Origin of the sequence: Streptomyces sp. NPDC051064 (assembly GCF_044455985.1) — a bacterium.
Classification (GTDB): domain Bacteria; phylum Actinomycetota; class Actinomycetes; order Streptomycetales; family Streptomycetaceae; genus Streptomyces.
This window is the reverse complement of record NZ_JBITFK010000004.1, coordinates 445650-465133: the sequence shown is the minus strand read 5'-3', so window position 1 is coordinate 465133 and position 19484 is coordinate 445650. Positions and strand designations below refer to the sequence as shown.

Below are 19484 nucleotides of genomic sequence, written 5' to 3'. Positions count from 1 at the left end.
AGGCAGGGAGATCATGTGCACCGCATCGACGACGAGCAGCGCAGGGTCAGGCTCGGCCGGCGGCATCTGCTGTCCCCGTCCGCACGGGTCACGTCCGCCGTCGCGGTGGCGGACGCCGTCGTCGCACTGCACGCGACCGATGCCGCCACGGTCTTCCTCTCCGTCTGCGCGCGGCTGACCGACCCCGGGGTCGGGGCGGTGGAGCGGGCGCTCTACGAGGACGTCTCACTGGTGCGGCTGCTCTCCATGCGCAACACGTTGTTCACCGTGTCCGCGGAGGCCGCACCCGCCATCGACGCGTCGAGCGCACGCGCCGTAGCCGTCAAGGAGCGGCGGCGGCTTCTCAAGCAACTGCGGGAGGACGGTCAGGGGCTGGACGAGCGGTGGCTCGCCGATACCGAACTCCAGACGCTCGCCGCCCTGACCGCTCGGGGCCGCGCCACGGGGAGCGAGCTGTCGGCGGCCGTACCGGCTCTGCGTACGAAGATCACGCTCTTCCCCGGGACGAGGCAGGAGGCGGTGCAGGGAATAGCCACCCGGGTGATCCGGGTGCTGGCCGCCGAGGGGCGCATCCGGCGGGACCGGCCGCGCGGTTCATGGACGTCCAGCCAGTTCCGCTGGACGGCAGCCGAGCCATGGCCCCCCTCGGATCCCGCCGAGGCCCGGGCGGAAGTGGCCAGGCGCTGGCTCCTCTCCTACGGTCCCGCGACCGAAGGCGATCTGAAGTGGTGGACCGGCTGGGGCGTCCGTGAGACGCGCACGGCCCTGGCTGCCGTCGGCGCAGAAGAGGTCCAGCTCGACAACGGTGCCGTCGGCCGGGTCGCTCCCGGGGATCTCGCCACCGAACCTTCCCCCGAGCCCTGGGCGGCCCTGCTGCCCGGTCTGGACCCGAGCGCGATGGGCTGGGCCGACCGCGGCTTCCACCTGTCCACCGGTCATCGAGCCGCCCTCTTCGACCGCGCCGGCAACATCGGCCCCACAGTGTGGTGGAACGGCGGGATCGTGGGTGGCTGGGCCCAGCGCGCGGACGGCGAGCCGGTGTGGCGCCTGCTGTCCGACGTGGGACGGGAGGCTTCACAGCTCATCGAGGCAGAGGCGGGCCGGCTGTCGGCGTGGGCGGGCGACGCCCGGGTCACCCCACGCTTCCGTACGCCTCTGGAACGCGAACTGACGGCCTGATTCCCTGCCCCCAAGGGTGTTTCACGTGAAACACCGACCCGCGCCCCTCAGATGGCGAGCCCTCGCCAGCCGCCCGCGTCCACCCCACCGGGAATCGCCGCGCTCCGGTCGTACGGCTCCCGGGTGAAGACGAACGACCCCAGGTCGAGATGGTCCACCGTGCCGTCATCGGCGCGTACGACCCTGAGTGTCTCCCCCGCGTAGTAGCCGTTGAGGCCCGTCCAGGTCCCGTCGGGGCACGCCCGGAACCGGGCCGCGCGACCGGCGCCCCGCAACGGCTGAAACTCGACGCCCCCATCCGCGAGCAGCTTCAGGGCATGGACCTGGGTGCCCCAGTACCAGGGGCCCGTCAGCGCCAGCAGCTCTTCGTCGACCTCGGGCAGCGGGCGCCAGGGCTCCGGGATCCTCGGCTCCGCGTCCGCGACGATCTGCACGAGATCCGCGGCCACCGTACCGGTCAGAGGGCCTGAGGTGGCGTTCGAAAGCACCACGGCCGCCACGTCGTCCTCGACGCTGAACCACAGTGTGGCCAGGAAGCCGGGGAGCGATCCCGAATGGCCGAGGAGGGTGCGGTTCCCGCGCCGTACGGCCTGAAGACCGAGGCCGTACGTACCGGTCCAGTCACCCGCTTCGGGCGGAGCGGCGGGAGCGCGCATCTCCGCGACCGAGGACGCACGGAGCACCTGTTCGTCGCCCTGGGCCAGGAAGGCCGCGAAGCGGAGCAGGTCCGTGGTGGTCGACCAGAGCTGACCGGCCGGTGCCATCAGTCCGAGGTCCTCGGCCGGCTCGGGCATCATGACATCGGCCCATGGGTGGACGGCCCAGCCGCCCGCATGCGGGGCACGCGCCTCCGGGGTCGTACGGTCCATCCCCAGCGGTTCCAGAATCTCGCGGCGCAGCACCTCCGCCCAGGACTCCCCGCGCAGCCTCTCCACGAGCGAGCCGAGCAGCGTGTAACCCGGGTTGGAGTAGTGGTGCCCGTGGCCGGACGGGTGGATCAGCGGCCTCTCGCCGAGCACATCCGCCAGCTCAGGCCGCGTGGAGCCCGGGGTCCTCTCCCACCACGGGGCCGGCGTCTCGGCAGCCAGGCCCCCACTGTGGCCCAGCAGTTGGAAGACGGTCAGGTGCCCGACGTCCGTACCCGGCAGGTGCTTCTCGAGGGGATCGTCCAGATCCAGCAGCCCCTCGTCGCGCAGGCGCATGACCAGCACAGCGGTGAACGTCTTGGTGATGGAGCCGATCCTGAACTGCGTATCGCCATCCGGCTCGTGGCCGTCCACACAGCTACGGGCACCGCTCCAGGCGATCTTCCCCTCCCTCTGCACCGCGGCGACGAGGGAGGGGGTCCGGCCTTCGGACTGCGCGGTGGCGACACGGTGCAGCAGGGCACGCCGGGTGCTGGGGAGCAGAGCTTCGGAAGATGTCATGCCCAAGCATGACCCGCGCCTCATCAGCTTGACGAACCCATTTGGCGGCCGGCGGGCCGGCGCCGACCCGCGTCGCCACGGGCGAACCGTCTGTTCAGCGTCTGTGCCCGGAATAGTCGGCCCCGTGAGGAGGTTCAGCGGGGTATCCCCTGCGCAGCGACGTTCTCCCGGGCGTCGCCGTCCGAGGGGCGAACAAGGGATGGGTGAGAGATGAAGTCCGTCATCCGGACGGCTGCCGGTGGGCCCGAGGTCCTCCAACTCGTCGAGCGTCCGGTTCCCGAACCCGGCCCCGGCGAGGTACGCGTCCGTGTGCACGTCTCGGGTGTCAACCCCACCGACTGGCGCAGCCGCAGACGCGAGCTGCCGCCGGGCATGAGCGAGCAGGTGCCCCACCAGGACGGCGCCGGGGTGATCGACGCCGTCGGCCCGCAGGTCGACCCGTCGCGGGTCGGGCAGCGGGTGTGGATCTGGGAGGCCGCGTGGGGGCGGCCCTCGGGAACGGCACAGCAGTACACGCTCGTCCCCGACCGGCACGCTGTCACCCTGCCTGACCAGGCCCCGTTCGAGCTCGGTGCGGCCCTGGGTATCCCGGCGCTGACCGCCCACCGTGCGCTGACCGTTCACGACGGCGGACCGGGGAGTCTCGCGTCCGGCAGCCTTCGGGACGCGACCGTACTGGTGGCAGGAGGCGCCGGCGCTGTCGGGAACGCCGCCGTCCAGCTCGCCCGCTGGGCCGGAGCACGTGTGATCACCACGGTGAGTGGTCCGGCCAAGGCCGCCCTGGCGCGCGCGGCCGGCGCCCACCTGGTCGTCGACTACCGCACACAGGACGCGGCGGCGGAGATTCTGGCCTTCGCCCCCGAGGGCGTCGACATCGTCGTGGAGGTCGCACCGGGCACCAACTCCGCTCTCGACATCGCGGTGGCCGCCCAGGGGGCCGTGGTGGCCTATTACGCGGGCGGCGAGGACGAGCGGCTGTCCGTACCGGTGCTCTCCTCGCTGTCGGCGAACCTGCGCTGGCAGAGCGTTTTCGTCTACACCGTGCCGGCAGCGGCGAAGCAGCAGGGGCTCACCGACGTCGCGGCAGCCGTGGCAGCCGGCGCGCTGCGCGTGGGGGAAGAGGCCGGACTGCCGTTGCACCGCTTCACACTGGAGCGCGCCGCCGACGCCCACGCAGCGCTCGAACAGGGCGTGGTCGGGAAGGTTCTGCTCGACATCCCATGACCGTCTCCCGGTGCGGGCCGGTCCCGCACCGTTCTGCCCGGGGCTAAGCCCGGCCCGGCCGGGCTCGGCCGTCACTACAGTCCCGTCTCATGACGACGGTTACCACGCGCACGGTCCACTACCCCGCCGACGGCCTGACGATGATCGGGCACCTCGCGCTCCCCGCCGGTGCCGGTCGCCGGCCCGCGGTCCTGATCGGTCCGGAGGGACCGGGCCTGAACGACTTCCAGCGCCGCCGGGCGGACGCCCTCGCCGAACTGGGTTATGTGGCGCTGGCCTTCGACCTCCACGGCGGGCGCTGGTTCACCGACCCGCAGGAGATGCTGGCGCGTGTGACTCCCCTGCTCGCCGATCCCGTCCGGATGCGGGGCATCGGCCACGCGGCCCTCGATGTGCTGCGCGCCGAACCACGGACAGACCCCGACCGGATCGCCGCGGTCGGCTACGGCACCGGGGGCGCCATCGCGCTGGAACTCGGGCGTGACGGCGTCGACCTGCGCGCGATCGGGACGGTCAACGCACTGACCACGGGACGCCCGGGCGAGGCGGCGCGCATCCGTTGCCCCGTGTGGGCGGGGGTCGGATCGGAGGACCCGATCATGCCTCTTGAGCAACGGGACGCCTTCACCGCCGAGATGCAGACCGCGGGCGTCGACTGGCGGCTCGTGGTCTACGGCGGGGCCCTGCACGCCTTCCACCACCCGCCGGTGGACCAGACCGTGCTCCCCGGCGTCGGATACCACCCGCAGCACGCGCAGCGAGCCTGGCGCGACATCGTCGGCCTGCTCGCCGAGTGCCTGCCCGTTACGGAGTGAACTGGAGTGTCAGGTCTGGGCCATGTCCACGAAGCGGGAGTAGTGGCCCTGGAAGGCCACGGTGATCGTCGCCGTGGGGCCGTTACGGTGCTTCGCCACGATCAGGTCGGCCTCGCCCGCGCGCGGTGACTCCTTCTCGTACGCGTCCTCGCGGTGCAGCAGGATCACCATGTCGGCGTCCTGCTCGATGGAGCCGGACTCACGCAGGTCGGAGACCATCGGCTTCTTGTCCGTGCGCTGTTCGGGTCCACGGTTCAGCTGGGACAGCGCGATGACGGGTAGCTCCAGCTCCTTGGCGAGGAGCTTGAGGTTTCGGGACATGTCCGAGACCTCCTGCTGACGGCTCTCCGCCCGCTTGGCACCACCGGACTGCATCAGCTGCAGATAGTCGATGACCACGAGCTTGAGGTCGTTGCGCTGCTTGAGGCGACGGCACTTCGCGCGGATCTCCATCATCGAGAGGTTCGGCGAATCGTCGATGTAGAGCGGCGCGGCCGACACGTCCGGCATTCGACGGGCGAGCCGCGTCCAGTCCTCGTCGGTCATCGTCCCGGAACGCATGTGGTGGAGCGCCACCCGGGCCTCGGCCGACAGCAGACGCATCGCGATCTCGTTGCGCCCCATCTCCAGGGAGAAGATCACGCTCGGCAGGTTGCTCTTGATCGAGCAGGCCCGGGCGAAGTCCAGGGCGAGGGTGGACTTACCCATGGCGGGACGGGCAGCGATGACGATCATCTGGCCGGGGTGCAGGCCGTTGGTCAGGGAGTCGAGATCGGTGAACCCGGTCGGAACACCTGTCATCTCGCCGCTGCGGGAACCGATGGCCTCGATCTCATCGAGGGCACCTTCCATGATGTCGCCGAGCGGCAGGTAGTCCTCGCTGGTGCGCTGCTCCGTGACGGCGTAGATCTCGGCCTGCGCGGAGTTGACGATCTCGTCGACGTCGCCGTCGGCCGCGTATCCCATCTGGGTGATCTTGGTGCCGGCCTCGACGAGACGCCGGAGCACGGCCCGCTCGTGGACGATCTCCGCGTAGTACGACGCGTTGGCCGCGGTCGGCACGGACTGGACCAGTGTGTGCAGGTACGGGGCTCCGCCGACCTTGGTGATCTCGCCGCGTTTGACCAGCTCGGCCGCCACCGTGATCGGGTCGGCCGGCTCCCCCTTGGCATAGAGGTCGAGGATCGCCGTATAGACGGTCTCGTGGGCCGGGCGGTAGAAGTCGTGGCCCTTGATGATCTCCACGACGTCCGCGATGGCGTCCTTGGAGAGCAGCATGCCGCCGAGGACGGACTGCTCGGCGTCGAGATCCTGCGGAGGCACCCGCTCGAAGCCGGACGACCCGCCGCCCCAGCCGCTCTCACGGCCCCGCTCGTGCTGCTCGTCGCGCCCCTTGCCCTCTCCACGGCGCTGACGGGAAACGGGCAGACGGTCACTGGGACCGACATCGGCCCAGGGATCGTCCAAAGGCTCGGGAATGCTCACCGGGCCACCTCCTCCCGTCCGCTTCGCGGACCTAGCCGTGCCACTCTTTCTTACGGCACGGCACCGACAAACAAGACGCCCGACTCCGGTTCCGGTGCGTCAAGTTCTGCGGATTTCCATGCCGGAACGGAGTGCGGGCGCCGCACTACGGTAGGCCGGTCCGCACCGTCAGCCAATCTGGTTATCCACAGGGCATGTGGATGACGGACCAGATGCTGTGGAGAACTCATCCGATCCTGTGCACGGACCGGGGGACAGCACTGTGGACAAACTCATACCCGCCCACCAAAGAGGCCCCTGACCTGCCGTTTCTCAATCCACCGGCTGTGGGGGAGAAAAACTTTTGCCCTCAGCTCAAGATCACGGGAAACGGCCTTCCAGCGAACCCGGAAACCCGAGCAAGGTAAGGGCCTCATCTGCATTGCATCTCTTACCTGTGGAAGATTAGATTTACCCCCATGACCCAGGCGCACACGGCACAGCCGCCCTCCCGCCGCCGGCACGACCGCGAGATCATCGCACTCGCCGTCCCGGCCTTCGGCGCGCTCGTTGCCGAGCCCCTCTTCGTCATGGTCGACAGCGCCATCGTCGGCCATCTCGGCACTCCTCAGCTGGCCGGCCTGGCGGTCGCCGCTGCCCTTCTCACCACCGCTGTGAGCGTCTTCGTCTTCCTCGCCTACGCCACCACAGCCGCGGTCGCCCGTCAGGTCGGCGCGGGCGACCTGGCGTCCGCCATCCGCCAGGGCATGGACGGCATCTGGCTCGCCCTGCTGATCGGTGCCGCCGTTGTCGCTGTCACCCTCCCCCTGGCACCATGGATGGTCGACATCTTCGGGGCCTCCGACACTGCGACTCCGTACGCCACCACGTATCTGCGAATCTCCAGCCTCGGCATCCCCGCCATGCTCGTGGTGCTCGCGGCGACAGGTGTCCTGCGCGGACTGCAGGACACCCGGACACCGCTCTACGTCGCCATCGGCGGGTTCGCCGCCAATGGAGCCCTCAATGCCGGGCTCGTCTACGGGGCCGGGCTGGGGATCGCAGGATCCGCATGGGGCACCGTCATCGCCCAGGTCGGCATGGCGCTCGTCTACCTGATCGTCGTGGTCCGTGGAGCGCGTCGGCACGGGGCTTCGCTGCGCCCTGATGCGGCGGGTATCCGAGCGAGCGCCCAGGCAGGCGTGCCTCTCCTGATCCGTACGCTCTCGCTGAGGGCGGTCCTGTTGATCGCGACCGCCGTCGCCGCCCGTCTCGGCGACACGGATATCGCCGCGCATCAGATCATCCTGTCTCTCTGGAGTCTTACGGCCTTCGCACTCGACGCCATCGCCATCGCAGGGCAGGCCATCATCGGCCGCTATCTGGGGGCGGACGATGCCAAGGGCGCCCGCGAGGCCTGCCGCCGGATGGTCCAGTGGGGGATCGGCTCGGGGGTGGTCCTCGGGGTGGTCATCGTGCTCGCCCGGCCGCTCTTCGTCCCGCTGTTCACGGGCGACACATCCGTACAGGACGCCCTGCTGCCGGCGCTGCTGGTCGTGGCTCTCTCCCAGCCGATCTCCGGGGTGGTCTTCGTTCTCGACGGCGTACTCATGGGAGCAGGGGACGGCCGCTATCTCGCCTGGGCCATGGTCCTGACCCTGGCCGTCTTCGCTCCTGCCGCACTCCTCGTCCCCACCTTCGGAGGAGGCCTCACCGCTCTCTGGGGGGCGATGACGCTGATGATGACCGTCCGGCTGGTGACGCTGTGGATGCGTATGCGGTCCGGCCGCTGGATCGTGACCGGAGCCACGCGCTGAACCGCATCCGCCTGAGCAGGAACCGGGTGTGCCGTTTCACGTGAAACCGCTCCTTCACGTGAAACCGCAGCCCGGTTTCACGTGAAACGACGAAGGGCCGCACCCAGGGGTGCGGCCCTTCACCTAGCTCTACTGAGCTGTGCCCTTAGGCAGCAACGACCTCGATACCGAGCTTCGCGGCAACCTCGGGGTGCAGACGGACGGACACCTGGTATCCGCCGAGCGTCTTGATCGGCGAGCCGAGCTCGACGCGACGCTTGTCGACGTCCGGACCACCGGCGGACTTGATCGCCGAGGCGATGTCAGCCGGGGTGACGGAACCGAAGAGGCGGCCGGCGTCGCCGGAGCGAACAGCCAGACGGACCTTCACGGTCTCGAGCTTGGCCTTGATCTCGTTGGCCTGCTCGATCGTCGCGATCTCGTGGATCTTGCGGGCGCGGCGGATCTGCGCCACGTCCTTCTCGCCACCCTTGGTCCAGCGAATGGCAAAGCCACGCGGAACCAGGTAGTTACGGGCGTACCCGTCCTTGACGTCCACGACGTCGCCGGCGGCACCGAGGCCAGTGACCTCGTGGGTGAGGATGATCTTCATGATTCGGTCACCCTTCCCTTATCGCGCGGTGGACGTGTAGGGCAGCAGCGCCATCTCACGGCTGTTCTTGACTGCCGTGGCGACGTCACGCTGGTGCTGCGTGCAGTTGCCGGTGACGCGGCGGGCACGGATCTTGCCGCGGTCGGAAATGAACTTCCGCAGCATGTTCGTGTCCTTGTAGTCCACGTACTGGGTCTTGTCCTTGCAGAACGCGCAGACCTTCTTCTTAGGCTTGCGCACAGGCGGCTTCGCCATGGTGTTTCTCCTGTGTGATCAAGAAGTGGGGTACGAGCAGCCCTAGAAGGGCGGCTCGTCCGAGTAGCCGCCGCCGGAACCGCCGGAGCCTCCGGAGCTTCCGCCCCAGCTGCCCCCCCCGCCCTGCTGGCCCCCGCCCTGCTGGCCGCCGGCCGGTGCGTTGGTGGCCCACGGGTCGTCGGCGGGAGCACCGCCGCCGCCCTGCTGGCCACCGCCACCGGGACCGCCGCCCCAGTTGCCGCCACCCTGCTGGCCGCCGCCGTATCCACCCTGGCCACCGCCCTGGCCACCGCGACCTGTGGTCTTGGTGACCTTGGCCGTGGCGCTCTTCAGGCTGGGGCCGACTTCCTCGACATCCAGCTCGTAGACCGTGCGCTTGACGCCCTCACGGTCCTCGTAGGACCGCTGCTTCAGCCGGCCCTGCACGACGACGCGCATGCCTCGCGTAAGCGACTCCGCGACGTTCTCCGCCGCCTGACGCCAGACCGAGCAGGTGAGGAACAGGCCTTCGCCGTCCTTCCACTCATTGGTCTGACGGTCGAAGATGCGGGGAGTGGACGCGACACGGAACTTCGCGACCGCCGCACCGGACGGGGTGAAGCGCAGCTCGGGGTCGTCGACGAGATTGCCGACGACCGTGATGACGGTCTCGCCTGCCATGGGTGAACCTCTCGGCGGGGATTGCTTCTGGCTGCTTGCTACTCGAACCCGATGACCACTGAGCTAGATGCTCAGTGGGTCTCGGGACGGAGGACCTTGGTCCGGAGGACCGACTCGTTCAGGTTCATCTGTCGGTCGAGCTCCTTGACGACCCCAGGCTCGGCCTGCAGGTCGATGACCGAGTAGATGCCCTCAGGCTTCTTCTTGATCTCGTAAGAGAGACGACGACGGCCCCAGGTGTCGACCTTCTCGACCTTTCCGTTGCCCTCACGGACGACGGAGAGGAAGTTCTCGATCAACGGGGAGACTGCGCGCTCCTCGAGATCGGGGTCGAGGATGACCATCACCTCGTAGTGACGCATGTGGAACCCACCTCCTTTGGACTCAGCGGCCACGGTCGTTCCGTGGCAGGAGGGTCGTGATGCGTAAGCATCAGTGTCTCCGAGTAAAACAGCCGCCACTGACAACGCCCGTCTTCAAGAGTCGAGGGGAGCTGCAGTGCTGGCTCAAGGCAGACACCGGTGCAGACCGTACAGACTACCCGCAGACCGGCTTCCGGTTGAAATCCGGTGTTCAGGGCGCACAATCAAGACAGATGCGGTGTGAGAGGCGCTACATCGCACCGCACATCGCACCGCCCTTCCCGCCAGGAGGTTCTCCATGGCACAAACACTCCGACCTGCCGGCCACCGGCATCCTTCCCGGCAGACGTCCAGCGACCGCCGCCCCACCGGGTCCCTCTTCGCGACGGACGGCAAGCCGCACCCGCTCCAGGAAACGCTGATGGTGGTGACCGGGGTCCTCGGCATCCTCGCGTTCGTGACAGCGATGTTCCACAGCCTGCACCTGCTCAGCTCGTGGGCTGGGCTGATCGGCATCCTGACCGGCGCCTACGGGCAGTACATCTCCAGGACCACCTGGGAGCGATTCGGCCTGATCCTGGGGATCGGCGCGTCCGCCGTCGGCTTCTACCTCGGTATGGCGCACGGCGGCCTCTTCGGCGGCGTCATCACCTGACCGGCAGAGCCGGGCCCGACCGGCCCATGCGGTGTACGGCCAGGCGATCCCGCAGGGGTGGCGCCCGGTGCGGTCCTGACGGGCCGGACCGGGCGCCCCTCGGTCACAGTAGGCTTCGGCGCGAGAGCCGGAGCCCCTGACCGATGGGGACACACCTGCCGAGGAGCGCCCCGCATGAGCCTGACCCTGAGGACCATCAGCCGAGAACAGCATCTGGCGTACATCCAGAATCTGCCCTCGGCCAGTCACTGCCAGGTCCCGGCGTGGGCTGACGTGAAAACCGAATGGCGCTCGGAGAACCTGGGCTGGTTCGACAAGAACGGCGAGATGGTCGGTGCCGGGCTGGTGCTCTACCGCCAGCTGCCCAAGATCAAGCGCTACCTCGCGTACCTCCCCGAGGGCCCGGTCATCAACTGGTACGCCCCGAATCTGGACGAGTGGCTCCAGCCGATGCTCGCCCACCTGAAGCAGCAGGGTGCCTTCTCGGTCAAGATGGGCCCTCCCGTGGTCATCCGCCGCTGGGACTCGGCCGCCATCAAGTCCGGCATCCAGGACCCCGACGTGAAGCGGCTGCGTGACGTCGAGGCCAGCCACATCGAGCCGCGCGCCTTCGAGGTCTCGGACCGGCTGCGAAAGATGGGCTGGCAGCAGGGCGAGGACGGCGGCGCCGGCTTCGGCGACGTCCAGCCCCGCTACGTCTTCCAGGTGCCGCTGGCCAACCGCTCCCTCGAGGACGTGCTCAAGGGCTTCAACCAGCTCTGGCGACGCAACATCAAGAAGGCCGACAAGGCCGGCGTCGAAGTGGTCCAGGGCGGCTACGAGGACCTCGCCGAATGGCAGCGGCTGTACGAGATCACCGCCGTGCGCGACCACTTCCGGCCGCGCCCGCTCTCGTACTTCCAGCGCATGTGGTCGGTGCTCAACTCCGAGGACCCCAACCGCATGCGGCTCTACTTCGCCCGGCACAACGGCGTGAACCTGTCGGCTGCCACGATGCTCGTCGTCGGCGGGCACGTCTGGTACTCCTACGGCGCCTCGGACAACATCGGCCGCGAGGTCCGCCCCTCCAACGCCATGCAGTGGCGGATGCTCCGCGACTCGTACGCGATGGGCGCGACCGTCTACGACCTGCGCGGCATCAGCGACTCGCTGGACGAGACCGACCACCTCTTCGGCCTGATCCAGTTCAAGGTCGGCACGGGCGGGGAAGCCGTCGAGTACGTCGGCGAGTGGGACTTCCCCCTCAACAAGCTGCTGCACAAGGCGCTCGATATGTACATGTCGCGCCGCTGAGCGCAACCTGACCACCATCCATCAGCTCCTCCCCTCTCTCACCCACACCGCAGCCACCAGAAAGGTTCCGGGCCGGCCATGGCGCTCTCCCTCTACGTCGACACCGCGCGCTGGCGGGCGCACCAGAAGTCCGTCCTGGACCAGTTCCCGGGCCTCGTGCCCGTCTGCAAGGGCAACGGCTACGGCTTCGGACACGAGCGCCTGGCCGACGAGGCGATCCGCTTCGGCTCCGACACGCTGGCCGTCGGGACCACGTACGAGGCCGCTCGCATCAAGGACTGGTTCAGCGGCGACCTGCTGGTGCTCACGCCCTTCCGCCGGGGCGAGGAGCCGGTACCGCTGCCCGACCGCGTGATCCGTTCCGTCTCCTCCGTGGACGGTGTGCACGCCCTGGTGGGCGCGCGCGTCGTCATCGAGTGCATGAGCTCGATGAAGCGCCACGGTGTGAAGGAGGAGGAGCTCGGCCAGCTGCACGCGGCCATCGAGGACGTACGCCTCGAAGGCTTCGCGCTGCACCTGCCGCTCGACCGCACGGACGGGTCGGACGCGGTCGAGGAGGTCATCACCTGGATGGACCGCCTGCGCGCCGCCCGGCTGCCGCTGCACACGATGTTCGTCAGCCATCTGCGGGCCGAGGAGCTGGCGCGGCTGCGCCAGCAGTTCCCCCAGACCCTCTTCCGCGCGCGCATCGGCACACGGCTCTGGCTCGGCGACCACGAGGCGACGGAGTACCGCGGCGCGGTACTCGACGTCACACGCGTGGTCAAGGGGGACCGTTTCGGCTACCGCCAGCAGAAGGCCGCGTCCGACGGATGGCTGGTGGTCGTCGCCGGCGGAACCTCCCACGGGGTCGGCCTGGAGGCACCGAAGGCCCTGCACGGAGTGATGCCGCGCGCCAAGGGCGTCGCGCGAGCCGGGCTGGCCACGGTCAACCGCAACCTGTCGCCGTTCGTCTGGGCGGGCAAGCAGCGCTGGTTCGCCGAGCCGCCGCACATGCAGGTGTCGATCCTCTTCGTGCCCTCGGACGCCCAGGAGCCGAGGGTCGGCGACGAACTGGTGGCCCACCTGCGCCACACCACCACCCAGTTCGACCGCCTCGTGGACCGGTAGCCCGGACCTCCCTCAGTCGGAGGCCGCTCTTCCGGCGGTACCCCACTCCACCCGCGGTCCTTCGACCGCGGGTGCTGTGTTCCGGTCCGGGTGAGGGCGCACCTGCGGGAATGCCTTCCGGTCCGGCGCCCCGTCGAGCACCCCGCCCGACGGATCGTCGGACCCGTCGAGCCTTACGGGATCCCGCTCCGGCCTCAGGATGTCCCTGACGATCAGGGCGCAGAGGTAGAGCGTTCCCGCCAGGTGCAGGGCGATCGCGACCTGGTAGCCGTCCTGCGGCAGCCCCTGGTGCTTGTCTCCGCTCGTCGTGTACGCGAGGTAGAACCAGATCCCCAGGAAGTACATGACCTCGCAGGCCTGCCAGACGAGGAAGTCCCGCCACCGAGGCCTGGCGAGCGCGGCCAGAGGGATCAGCCAGAGCACGTACTGCGGTGAGTAGACCTTGTTCGTCAGGATGAAAGCGGCCACCACGAGGAACGCCAGCTGGGCGAAGCGCGGCCGGTGCCGCGCGGTCAGTGCCAGCCCCGCGATCCCCGCGCACAGCACGGCCATCAGCAGCACCGAGGCCGTGTTCACCGTGCCCACGTCGATGGGCCGGCCGGTGCGCTGGGTGATGATCAGCCAGAACGAGCCGTAGTCGATCTGCCGTTCCTGGCTGAACGTGTAGAACTTCTTCCACCCCTCGGGGGCGTAGAGCATCACCGGCAGGTTGACCACCAGCCAGGCCGCGGCCGCGCCGAGGAGCGCCGTTCCGTACGCCCGCCACTTCCCGGCCCTCCAGCACAGCACCAGGAGGGGCCCCAGGAGCAGCACGGGGTAGAGCTTCGCGGCGGTGGCGAGGCCGATGAGGATCCCGAAGGCCACGCTCCTGCCGCGCGACCACATGAGCATCGCCGCGGCGGTCAGCGCGACGGCGAGCAGATCCCAGTTGATCGTCGCGGTGAGCGCAAGCGCGGGTGCGAGCGCCACCAGCAGACCGTCCCAGGGGCGGCGCCTGTGCGTACGGGCTACGCACACCGCGATGATCACGGCGCAGATCATCAGCATGCCCGCGTTGACCATCCAGTACATCTGCTCGCGCTGCTGTGCGGGGTCCGAGGACGGCGTGAGCGTCAGCCAGGACGCGACCTGCATGAAGAGGCCGGTCAGGACGGGGTACTCGAGGTACGCCATGTCGCCGTTCAGCCGGTCGAAGTACGGCACGAGGCCGTCGGCGAAGCCGCGTCCGATGTAGAGGTGCGGGATGTCCGAGTAGCACGCGTGCGCGTACTGCGAGCTGGTTCCGCGGAACCACGCCCAGTCGTAGCAGGGGATCTTCTGCACCATGCCGAGCGCGAACATCCCGATCGCCACGAGCGCGATGACGCGCACCGGTGTGAGCGGTCCCGATCCGAACCGTGCCCAGCGGCCCGCGGGCCCGCCGATCAGCTCGCTGCCCGCCGCGGCGATCTCGTCCTGTCGCGTGGGCGGTACGACGGACGGCTCCTGGTGCACGCTCGTGTCTTCTGCGCTTGGCATGCCGCACATCCTGCCGTACGGGGCTGTGTGCGGGCGTTGCCCGCGTCCGGGACACACGAAGGGCCGTCGGCACCTGCCAGGTGCCGACGGCCCTCTTGTACGTGCCCGGAAGGCCCCTCATAGGGCTCCCGGAGGGCGCGTGGTGTCATCCACGCCGCCCTGAGGGGTGCTAACCGCCGCCGCCGAAGATCCCCCCGCGGCCGTTCTCCTCGCCCTGGGTCGTGCCGTCGGTCGTGCCGTCGGTCGTCCCGGTGTCCGTCCCACCGTCGGTGGCACCGGCGTCCGTCCCACCGTCGGTCGACCCGTCGGTGGTCCCTTCGTTGCCGTTGGCGTTGCCGTTGGTGGTCCCGCCGTCCTGGTTGCACTCCCAGTCGAGCGGCGCGCACGTCTCGCTCGGCGAGGGGGGCGGGGACGACGGAGTGGAAGACGGCGTCGGCTCTTCGCTGGACTCCGAAGGCGAAGGCGTCAGGCTCGGCGTCGGGCTGGGGCTGACCGCGCCGCCGCCGTAGAGCTTCTCGCCGATCGGTTCCGGCTTCGGGAAGTTCACGACCTTCGTGCCCTTCACCGCGTCGGTCATGTAGTCCTGCCAGATCTGCGCCGGGAACGAGGCACCGTGGATCGACTTCTCGCCACCCGTGCCGTACATCTCCAGGAACTTACGGTCCTTCTTCGTCTCGTCGTCGTCCATCCGGAACATGCTGACGGCCGTCGAGATCTGCGGGGTGTAGCCGACGAACCAGGCAGACTTGTTGCCGTCCGTGGTACCGGTCTTGCCGGCCACGTCCCGCCCGGGGATCTGGGCCGGACGGCCTGTCCCCTTGTCGACGACGTTCTTCAGCACGTCGGTGACGTTGTCAGCGACGACGCTGGGGAAGGCGGTCTTGGTCACCGTGTCGTGCTGGTAGATGACCTCGCCCCCGTGCTTGACCTCGGTGACCGAGAAGGGCTCACGCTGCTTGCCACTGGTGGCGAAGGTGGAGTAGGCGCCGGCCATCCGGATGGCGCTCGGCGAGGAGGTCCCGATGGAGAACGAAGGGACGCTCGAGTCCGCCAAGTACTCGTCGTCGCGCAGCCCTGCGGCCAGGGCGGCCTCCTTCACCTTGTCGGTGCCCACGTCCATGCCGAGCTGGACGTAGGGGGAGTTGGCGGACTCCTGCATGGCGTAGCGGAGGGTGATGTCTCCGTAGTCGTGGTCTCCGTCGTTGGTCTGGAGCCACTCCTTGCCTTCCTTGTTCTGCCAGACCTGACCGTTGTACAGGTTGATCTTCAGTTTGTTGTCGCCGTTGTAGATGCTCTTGGGGGAGACGGGCGTCCGCTCCGAGTCGCTCTGGTCCGGGTCACCTTCGGGATCGCGCTTCCCGTGCTCCATGGCGGCCGCCAGCACGAACGGCTTGAACGTCGAACCGACCTGCGCGCCCGTCGCGTCCGCGTTGTTGGTGTAGTGCTGCGTCGCGTCCTGACCGCCGTACGTGGCGATGATGGCGCCCGTCTTGGTGTCCACCGACGCGCCGCCGAACTCGACGTGGGTGTCCTTGTCGGGCCGCTTCTCGGGCTCGATCTTGGCGTCGTACACCTTCTTGATCGCCTTCTCGAGATCCGAGACCTTCTTCTTGTTGAAGGTTGTGTGGATCTCGTAGCCACCCTGGGCCAGTTCCTTCTCGGTGACGCCCTGGTCGTTGTGCGCGAGGAAGTACTTCGTGGCGAGGTCGACCAGGTATCCGGTCTGGCCGCCCAGCTTGGCGTCCTTCTTCGGCGGATCCGGCATGGGGAACTCGGTGAACGTCGCGCGCTTCGCCGCGCTCAGCCGGCCGTCCTTGACCTCCTCGTCGAGGATCCAGCTCCAGCGCCTCTTGGCCCGCTCGGTGTTCTTCTCCGCCGTGGCGTTCACCCGGTCGACGTCGGGGGCACCCGCGGGATCGTAGTAGCTCGCACCCTTGAGGAGCGTCGCCAGGAAGGCGCACTCGCTCTCGTTCAGCTTCTCGGCGTCCTTGCCGTAGTACGTACGTGCCGCCGCCTGAAGCCCCGACGCACCCCGGCCGTAGTAGGAGACGTTGAGGTACCCCGCCATGACCTCCTTCTTGCCCACGGTCTCGCCGACCTTGAGCGTGATGAAGAGCTCCTTGAACTTCCGGCTCAGGGTCTGGTCCTGGGAAAGCATGGAGTTCTTCACGTACTGCTGCGTGATCGTGGAACCGCCCTGGGTGTCACCTCCCCGCGCCATGTTGTAGAAGGCGCGGGCGATACCCATGGGGTCGATGCCCCTGTCGGACTCGAACGACTTGTTCTCGGCCGAGATGACGGCGTTCCGCATCGCTACGGGGATCTGGGCGTAATCGATCTCCTGGCGGTTGACGGAACCGCCCGTGGCGACCATCTGTGTGTTGTCGGCCCAGTAGTAGACGTTGTTCTGCGCGGTGGCCAGGTCCTTGATCTCGGGTGGCACCACCAGCGCGTACGCGAGGCCGGCCGCTCCCATCATCAGGCCCAGGAAGCCCAGGCACAGGCCGGAGACGAGCCTCCACGACGGAACCCAGCGGCGGAAGCCGTACTTGCCGGCCCGCGGGTAGTCGATGAAGCGCTTCTTGCCGGAGTCGGCGCGACCCCGGCCACGGCCCTCGTGACCACTGCTGTCGCCACCTCCCCGCCGCCTGCTCCCGCCTCGCTGGGCGGCTCGACGGGCCTCGGCACGGCCGCCGTACGACGACTCCTCGCCGTGCGCTCCGGACGGTGATGCTGACATAGCTCTGCGTGACGAATCGGTGCGACGTCCAGCAGGCTGTTGGGCGGCTCGTCTGGCCGCTGCGCGCCCGCCACCTTGCGGTTGCGACGTTTTGCGACGGTGCTCGCTCATCGAACGACTACTCCTCGGGCAGGCGAGAGCGCCTGGAAGCGGCAGTTGAGATCCGGTCCCCCCGAATTACGGACAAGCCATGCGGAAGGCTCACCCGCAGTACATCCGACAGTCCGCGATAACTGACGCTCGGCGGCGTCTCACGGTTCCCGGTGGTCTGCATGCCGCACAGACTACGCACGGTCAAAAACCTCCGGGGACCGAACTTCACCCCAAATTACGCAAGTCACTCCCTATGAATCGGGGATGTGACGCCGCTCACGACCCCCCCTCTTGTCGAACATCACGGGCCGATCTATCGTGCTGATGTATCGAGTCGATACATCAGCACGGCATAAGGTGGGTCCGACGGCCCGTGGAAGCACCTGGCGGAGGAGGAGGCGAAGATGAGCAGACGCTCCGGCATTCTCGAATTCGCCGTACTCGGCCTGCTCCGCGAGTCACCCATGCACGGGTACGAGCTGCGCAAGCGCCTCAACACGTCGCTGGGGATCTTCCGCGCCTTCAGCTACGGCACCCTCTACCCCTGCCTCAAGACGCTGGTCGCCAACGGCTGGTTGATCGAGGAACCGGGAAGTGTTCCGGCACTGCCACCTGCCACAGGCCGTGGGGTCACCCCCTCGTCCTCGCTGGCCGGGCGCCGCGCCAAGATCGTCTACCGGTTGACGGCAGAAGGTAAGGAGCACTTCGAGGAGCTGCTCTCGCACACCGGTCCGGACTCCTGGGAGGACGAGCACTTCGCGGCTCGTTTCGCCTTCTTCGGACAGACGGAGCGCGAGGTGCGGATGCGCGTGCTCGAAGGACGCCGCAGCAGGCTGGAGGAGCGCCTCGAAAAGATGCGCGCCTCTCTCGCCCGCACCCGTGAACGACTCGACGACTACACGCTAGAGCTGCAGCGGCACGGCATGGAGTCTGTGGAGCGCGAAGTGCGCTGGCTGAACGAGCTCATCGAGAGCGAGCGGTCGGGACGGGATCAGCGACGATCCTCGCCCGAGGGCTCCACTCAGCACGACACATCAGGAGAGACGGGCGGCCTGCCCCGGCACCGGGACGACACCCGGCCGGATCCGTCCGACGACACCAAGTGATATCCCCGCAGATCCGCAAGGCGTCATCGGGGAACACCGAGAACACACAGGGAGCAATCGGCATGGGTTCGGTTCGCGTAGCCATCGTCGGCGTGGGCAACTGCGCCGCCTCGCTGGTGCAGGGCGTCGAGTACTACAAGGACGCCGATCCGGCCGGCAAGGTGCCCGGTCTGATGCACGTTCAGTTCGGCGAGTATCACGTGAGCGACGTCGAGTTCGTCGCCGCCTTCGACGTCGACGCGAAGAAGGTCGGCCTCGACCTCGCGGACGCCATCGGCGCCAGCGAGAACAACACCATCAAGATCGCCGACGTGCCGAACACCGGCGTGACCGTTCAGCGCGGCCACACCCACGACGGCCTGGGCAAGTACTACCGCGAGACGATCGAGGAGTCGGCCGACGCCCCCGTCGACATCGTCCAGGTCCTCAAGGACAAGCAGGTCGACGTCCTCGTCTGCTACCTGCCCGTCGGTTCCGAAGTGGCTGCGAAGTTCTACGCGCAGTGCGCCATCGACGCCAAGGTCGCGTTCGTCAACGCTCTCCCGGTGTTCATCGCCGGCACCAAGGAGTGGGCCGACAAGTTCACCGAGGCCGGTGTCCCGATCGTCGGCGACGACATCAAGTCCCAGGTCGGCGCCACCATCACGCACCGCGTGATGGCGAAGCTCTTCGAGGACCGGGGCGTCGTCCTGGACCGCACGATGCAGCTGAACGTCGGCGGCAACATGGACTTCAAGAACATGCTCGAGCGTGAGCGCCTGGAGTCCAAGAAGATCTCGAAGACGCAGGCCGTCACCTCGCAGATCCGCGACCGCGAGCTCGGTGCGGACAACGTCCACATCGGCCCCTCGGACTATGTGGCCTGGCTGGACGACCGCAAGTGGGCGTATGTGCGCCTCGAGGGCCGCGCCTTCGGTGACGTTCCGCTGAACCTGGAGTACAAGCTCGAGGTCTGGGACTCCCCGAACTCCGCCGGTGTCATCATCGACGCCGTGCGCGCTGCGAAGATCGCCAAGGACCGCGGCATCGGCGGCCCGATCCTCTCGGCCTCCTCGTACTTCATGAAGTCGCCGCCGGTCCAGTACTTCGACGACGAGGCCCGCGAGAACGTCGAGAAGTTCATCGCCGGCGACGTCGAGCGCTGATCCAGCGGATCACTGCTGCACGCTTCTCC

Annotated in this window: 17 protein-coding genes; 9 read left to right on the top strand and 8 right to left on the bottom strand. The window is 68.4% G+C overall.

The window, feature by feature from the left end:
• Positions 1–15: 15 nt before the first annotated feature.
• The gene (locus ACIBCU_RS17065; protein ID WP_399232089.1) at positions 16–1179 is read left to right on the top strand and encodes a winged helix DNA-binding domain-containing protein; all 1164 of its coding nucleotides are present in this window, start codon (positions 16–18) and stop codon (positions 1177–1179) included.
• A 47-nt stretch (positions 1180–1226) separates the two neighbouring features.
• Here the strand turns inward: ACIBCU_RS17065 and ACIBCU_RS17060 are convergent, their stop codons facing one another.
• Positions 1227–2606, bottom strand: coding sequence for a serine hydrolase domain-containing protein (locus ACIBCU_RS17060; protein ID WP_399232087.1), 1380 nt, complete (start codon positions 2604–2606; stop codon positions 1227–1229).
• Positions 2607–2816: 210 nt separating this feature from the next.
• Here ACIBCU_RS17060 and ACIBCU_RS17055 point away from each other — a divergent pair, with 210 nt between their 5' ends.
• On the top strand, positions 2817–3830 hold the full coding sequence (locus tag ACIBCU_RS17055; protein ID WP_399232085.1) for an NADPH:quinone reductase: 1014 nt from the start codon (positions 2817–2819) through the stop codon (positions 3828–3830).
• A gap of 89 nt (positions 3831–3919) precedes the next feature.
• Positions 3920–4645 carry a dienelactone hydrolase family protein gene (locus ACIBCU_RS17050; protein ID WP_362927552.1) on the top strand — a complete coding sequence of 242 codons (726 nt, stop codon included), beginning with the start codon at positions 3920–3922 and terminating at the stop codon, positions 4643–4645.
• 9 nt (positions 4646–4654) lie between these two features.
• On the opposite strand, the gene dnaB is transcribed toward ACIBCU_RS17050, so the two are convergent.
• A complete protein-coding gene (gene dnaB / locus ACIBCU_RS17045; RefSeq protein WP_399232332.1) occupies positions 4655–6112 on the bottom strand; it encodes a replicative DNA helicase in 1458 nt (485 codons plus the stop codon).
• A gap of 476 nt (positions 6113–6588) precedes the next feature.
• Here dnaB and ACIBCU_RS17040 point away from each other — a divergent pair, with 476 nt between their 5' ends.
• Positions 6589–7926, top strand: a complete 1338-nt coding sequence (locus tag ACIBCU_RS17040) for an MATE family efflux transporter (protein WP_399232082.1) — start codon at positions 6589–6591, stop codon at positions 7924–7926.
• 145 nt (positions 7927–8071) lie between these two features.
• Here the strand turns inward: ACIBCU_RS17040 and rplI are convergent, their stop codons facing one another.
• The 4 genes from rplI to rpsF form a co-directional block, all read right to left on the bottom strand.
• Positions 8072–8518, bottom strand: coding sequence for a 50S ribosomal protein L9 (gene rplI, locus ACIBCU_RS17035; protein WP_362927550.1), 447 nt, complete (start codon positions 8516–8518; stop codon positions 8072–8074).
• Positions 8519–8536: 18 nt separating this feature from the next.
• Positions 8537–8773, bottom strand: a complete 237-nt coding sequence (gene rpsR, locus ACIBCU_RS17030; protein ID WP_003967857.1) for a 30S ribosomal protein S18 — start codon at positions 8771–8773, stop codon at positions 8537–8539.
• Positions 8774–8815: 42 nt separating this feature from the next.
• Positions 8816–9433, bottom strand: a complete 618-nt coding sequence (locus ACIBCU_RS17025; protein WP_362927549.1) for a single-stranded DNA-binding protein — start codon at positions 9431–9433, stop codon at positions 8816–8818.
• Between the two features lie 71 nt (positions 9434–9504).
• Entirely contained in the window at positions 9505–9795 is a 291-nt protein-coding gene (gene rpsF, locus ACIBCU_RS17020) for a 30S ribosomal protein S6 (RefSeq protein WP_362927548.1), read from the bottom strand.
• Between the two features lie 298 nt (positions 9796–10093).
• On the opposite strand from rpsF, the gene ACIBCU_RS17015 reads away from it, so the two are divergent.
• The 3 genes from ACIBCU_RS17015 (at position 10094) to ACIBCU_RS17005 (ending at position 12853) form a co-directional block, all read left to right on the top strand.
• Positions 10094–10450, top strand: a complete 357-nt coding sequence (locus tag ACIBCU_RS17015; protein ID WP_362927547.1) for a hypothetical protein — start codon at positions 10094–10096, stop codon at positions 10448–10450.
• A gap of 174 nt (positions 10451–10624) precedes the next feature.
• Entirely contained in the window at positions 10625–11743 is a 1119-nt protein-coding gene (locus ACIBCU_RS17010; protein ID WP_356709036.1) for a peptidoglycan bridge formation glycyltransferase FemA/FemB family protein, read from the top strand.
• Between the two features lie 78 nt (positions 11744–11821).
• Complete coding sequence (locus ACIBCU_RS17005) at positions 11822–12853, top strand: alanine racemase (protein WP_362927546.1); 1032 nt, start codon at positions 11822–11824, stop codon at positions 12851–12853.
• A gap of 12 nt (positions 12854–12865) precedes the next feature.
• Here the strand turns inward: ACIBCU_RS17005 and ACIBCU_RS17000 are convergent, their stop codons facing one another.
• Positions 12866–14371 (bottom strand): glycosyltransferase family 87 protein, encoded by a 1506-nt coding sequence (locus tag ACIBCU_RS17000; protein WP_399232078.1) that lies wholly within the window; start codon positions 14369–14371, stop codon positions 12866–12868.
• A gap of 169 nt (positions 14372–14540) precedes the next feature.
• Positions 14541–17222, bottom strand: coding sequence for a transglycosylase domain-containing protein (locus ACIBCU_RS16995; protein WP_399232076.1), 2682 nt, complete (start codon positions 17220–17222; stop codon positions 14541–14543).
• A gap of 386 nt (positions 17223–17608) precedes the next feature.
• Here ACIBCU_RS16995 and ACIBCU_RS16990 point away from each other — a divergent pair, with 386 nt between their 5' ends.
• Both ACIBCU_RS16990 and ACIBCU_RS16985 read left to right on the top strand, forming a co-directional pair.
• Positions 17609–18310 (top strand): helix-turn-helix transcriptional regulator, encoded by a 702-nt coding sequence (locus ACIBCU_RS16990; protein WP_362927543.1) that lies wholly within the window; start codon positions 17609–17611, stop codon positions 18308–18310.
• Positions 18311–18372: 62 nt separating this feature from the next.
• Positions 18373–19455: an inositol-3-phosphate synthase gene (locus ACIBCU_RS16985; RefSeq protein WP_362927542.1), complete on the top strand. Its 1083-nt coding sequence runs from the start codon at positions 18373–18375 to the stop codon at positions 19453–19455.
• Positions 19456–19484: the final 29 nt, after the last annotated feature.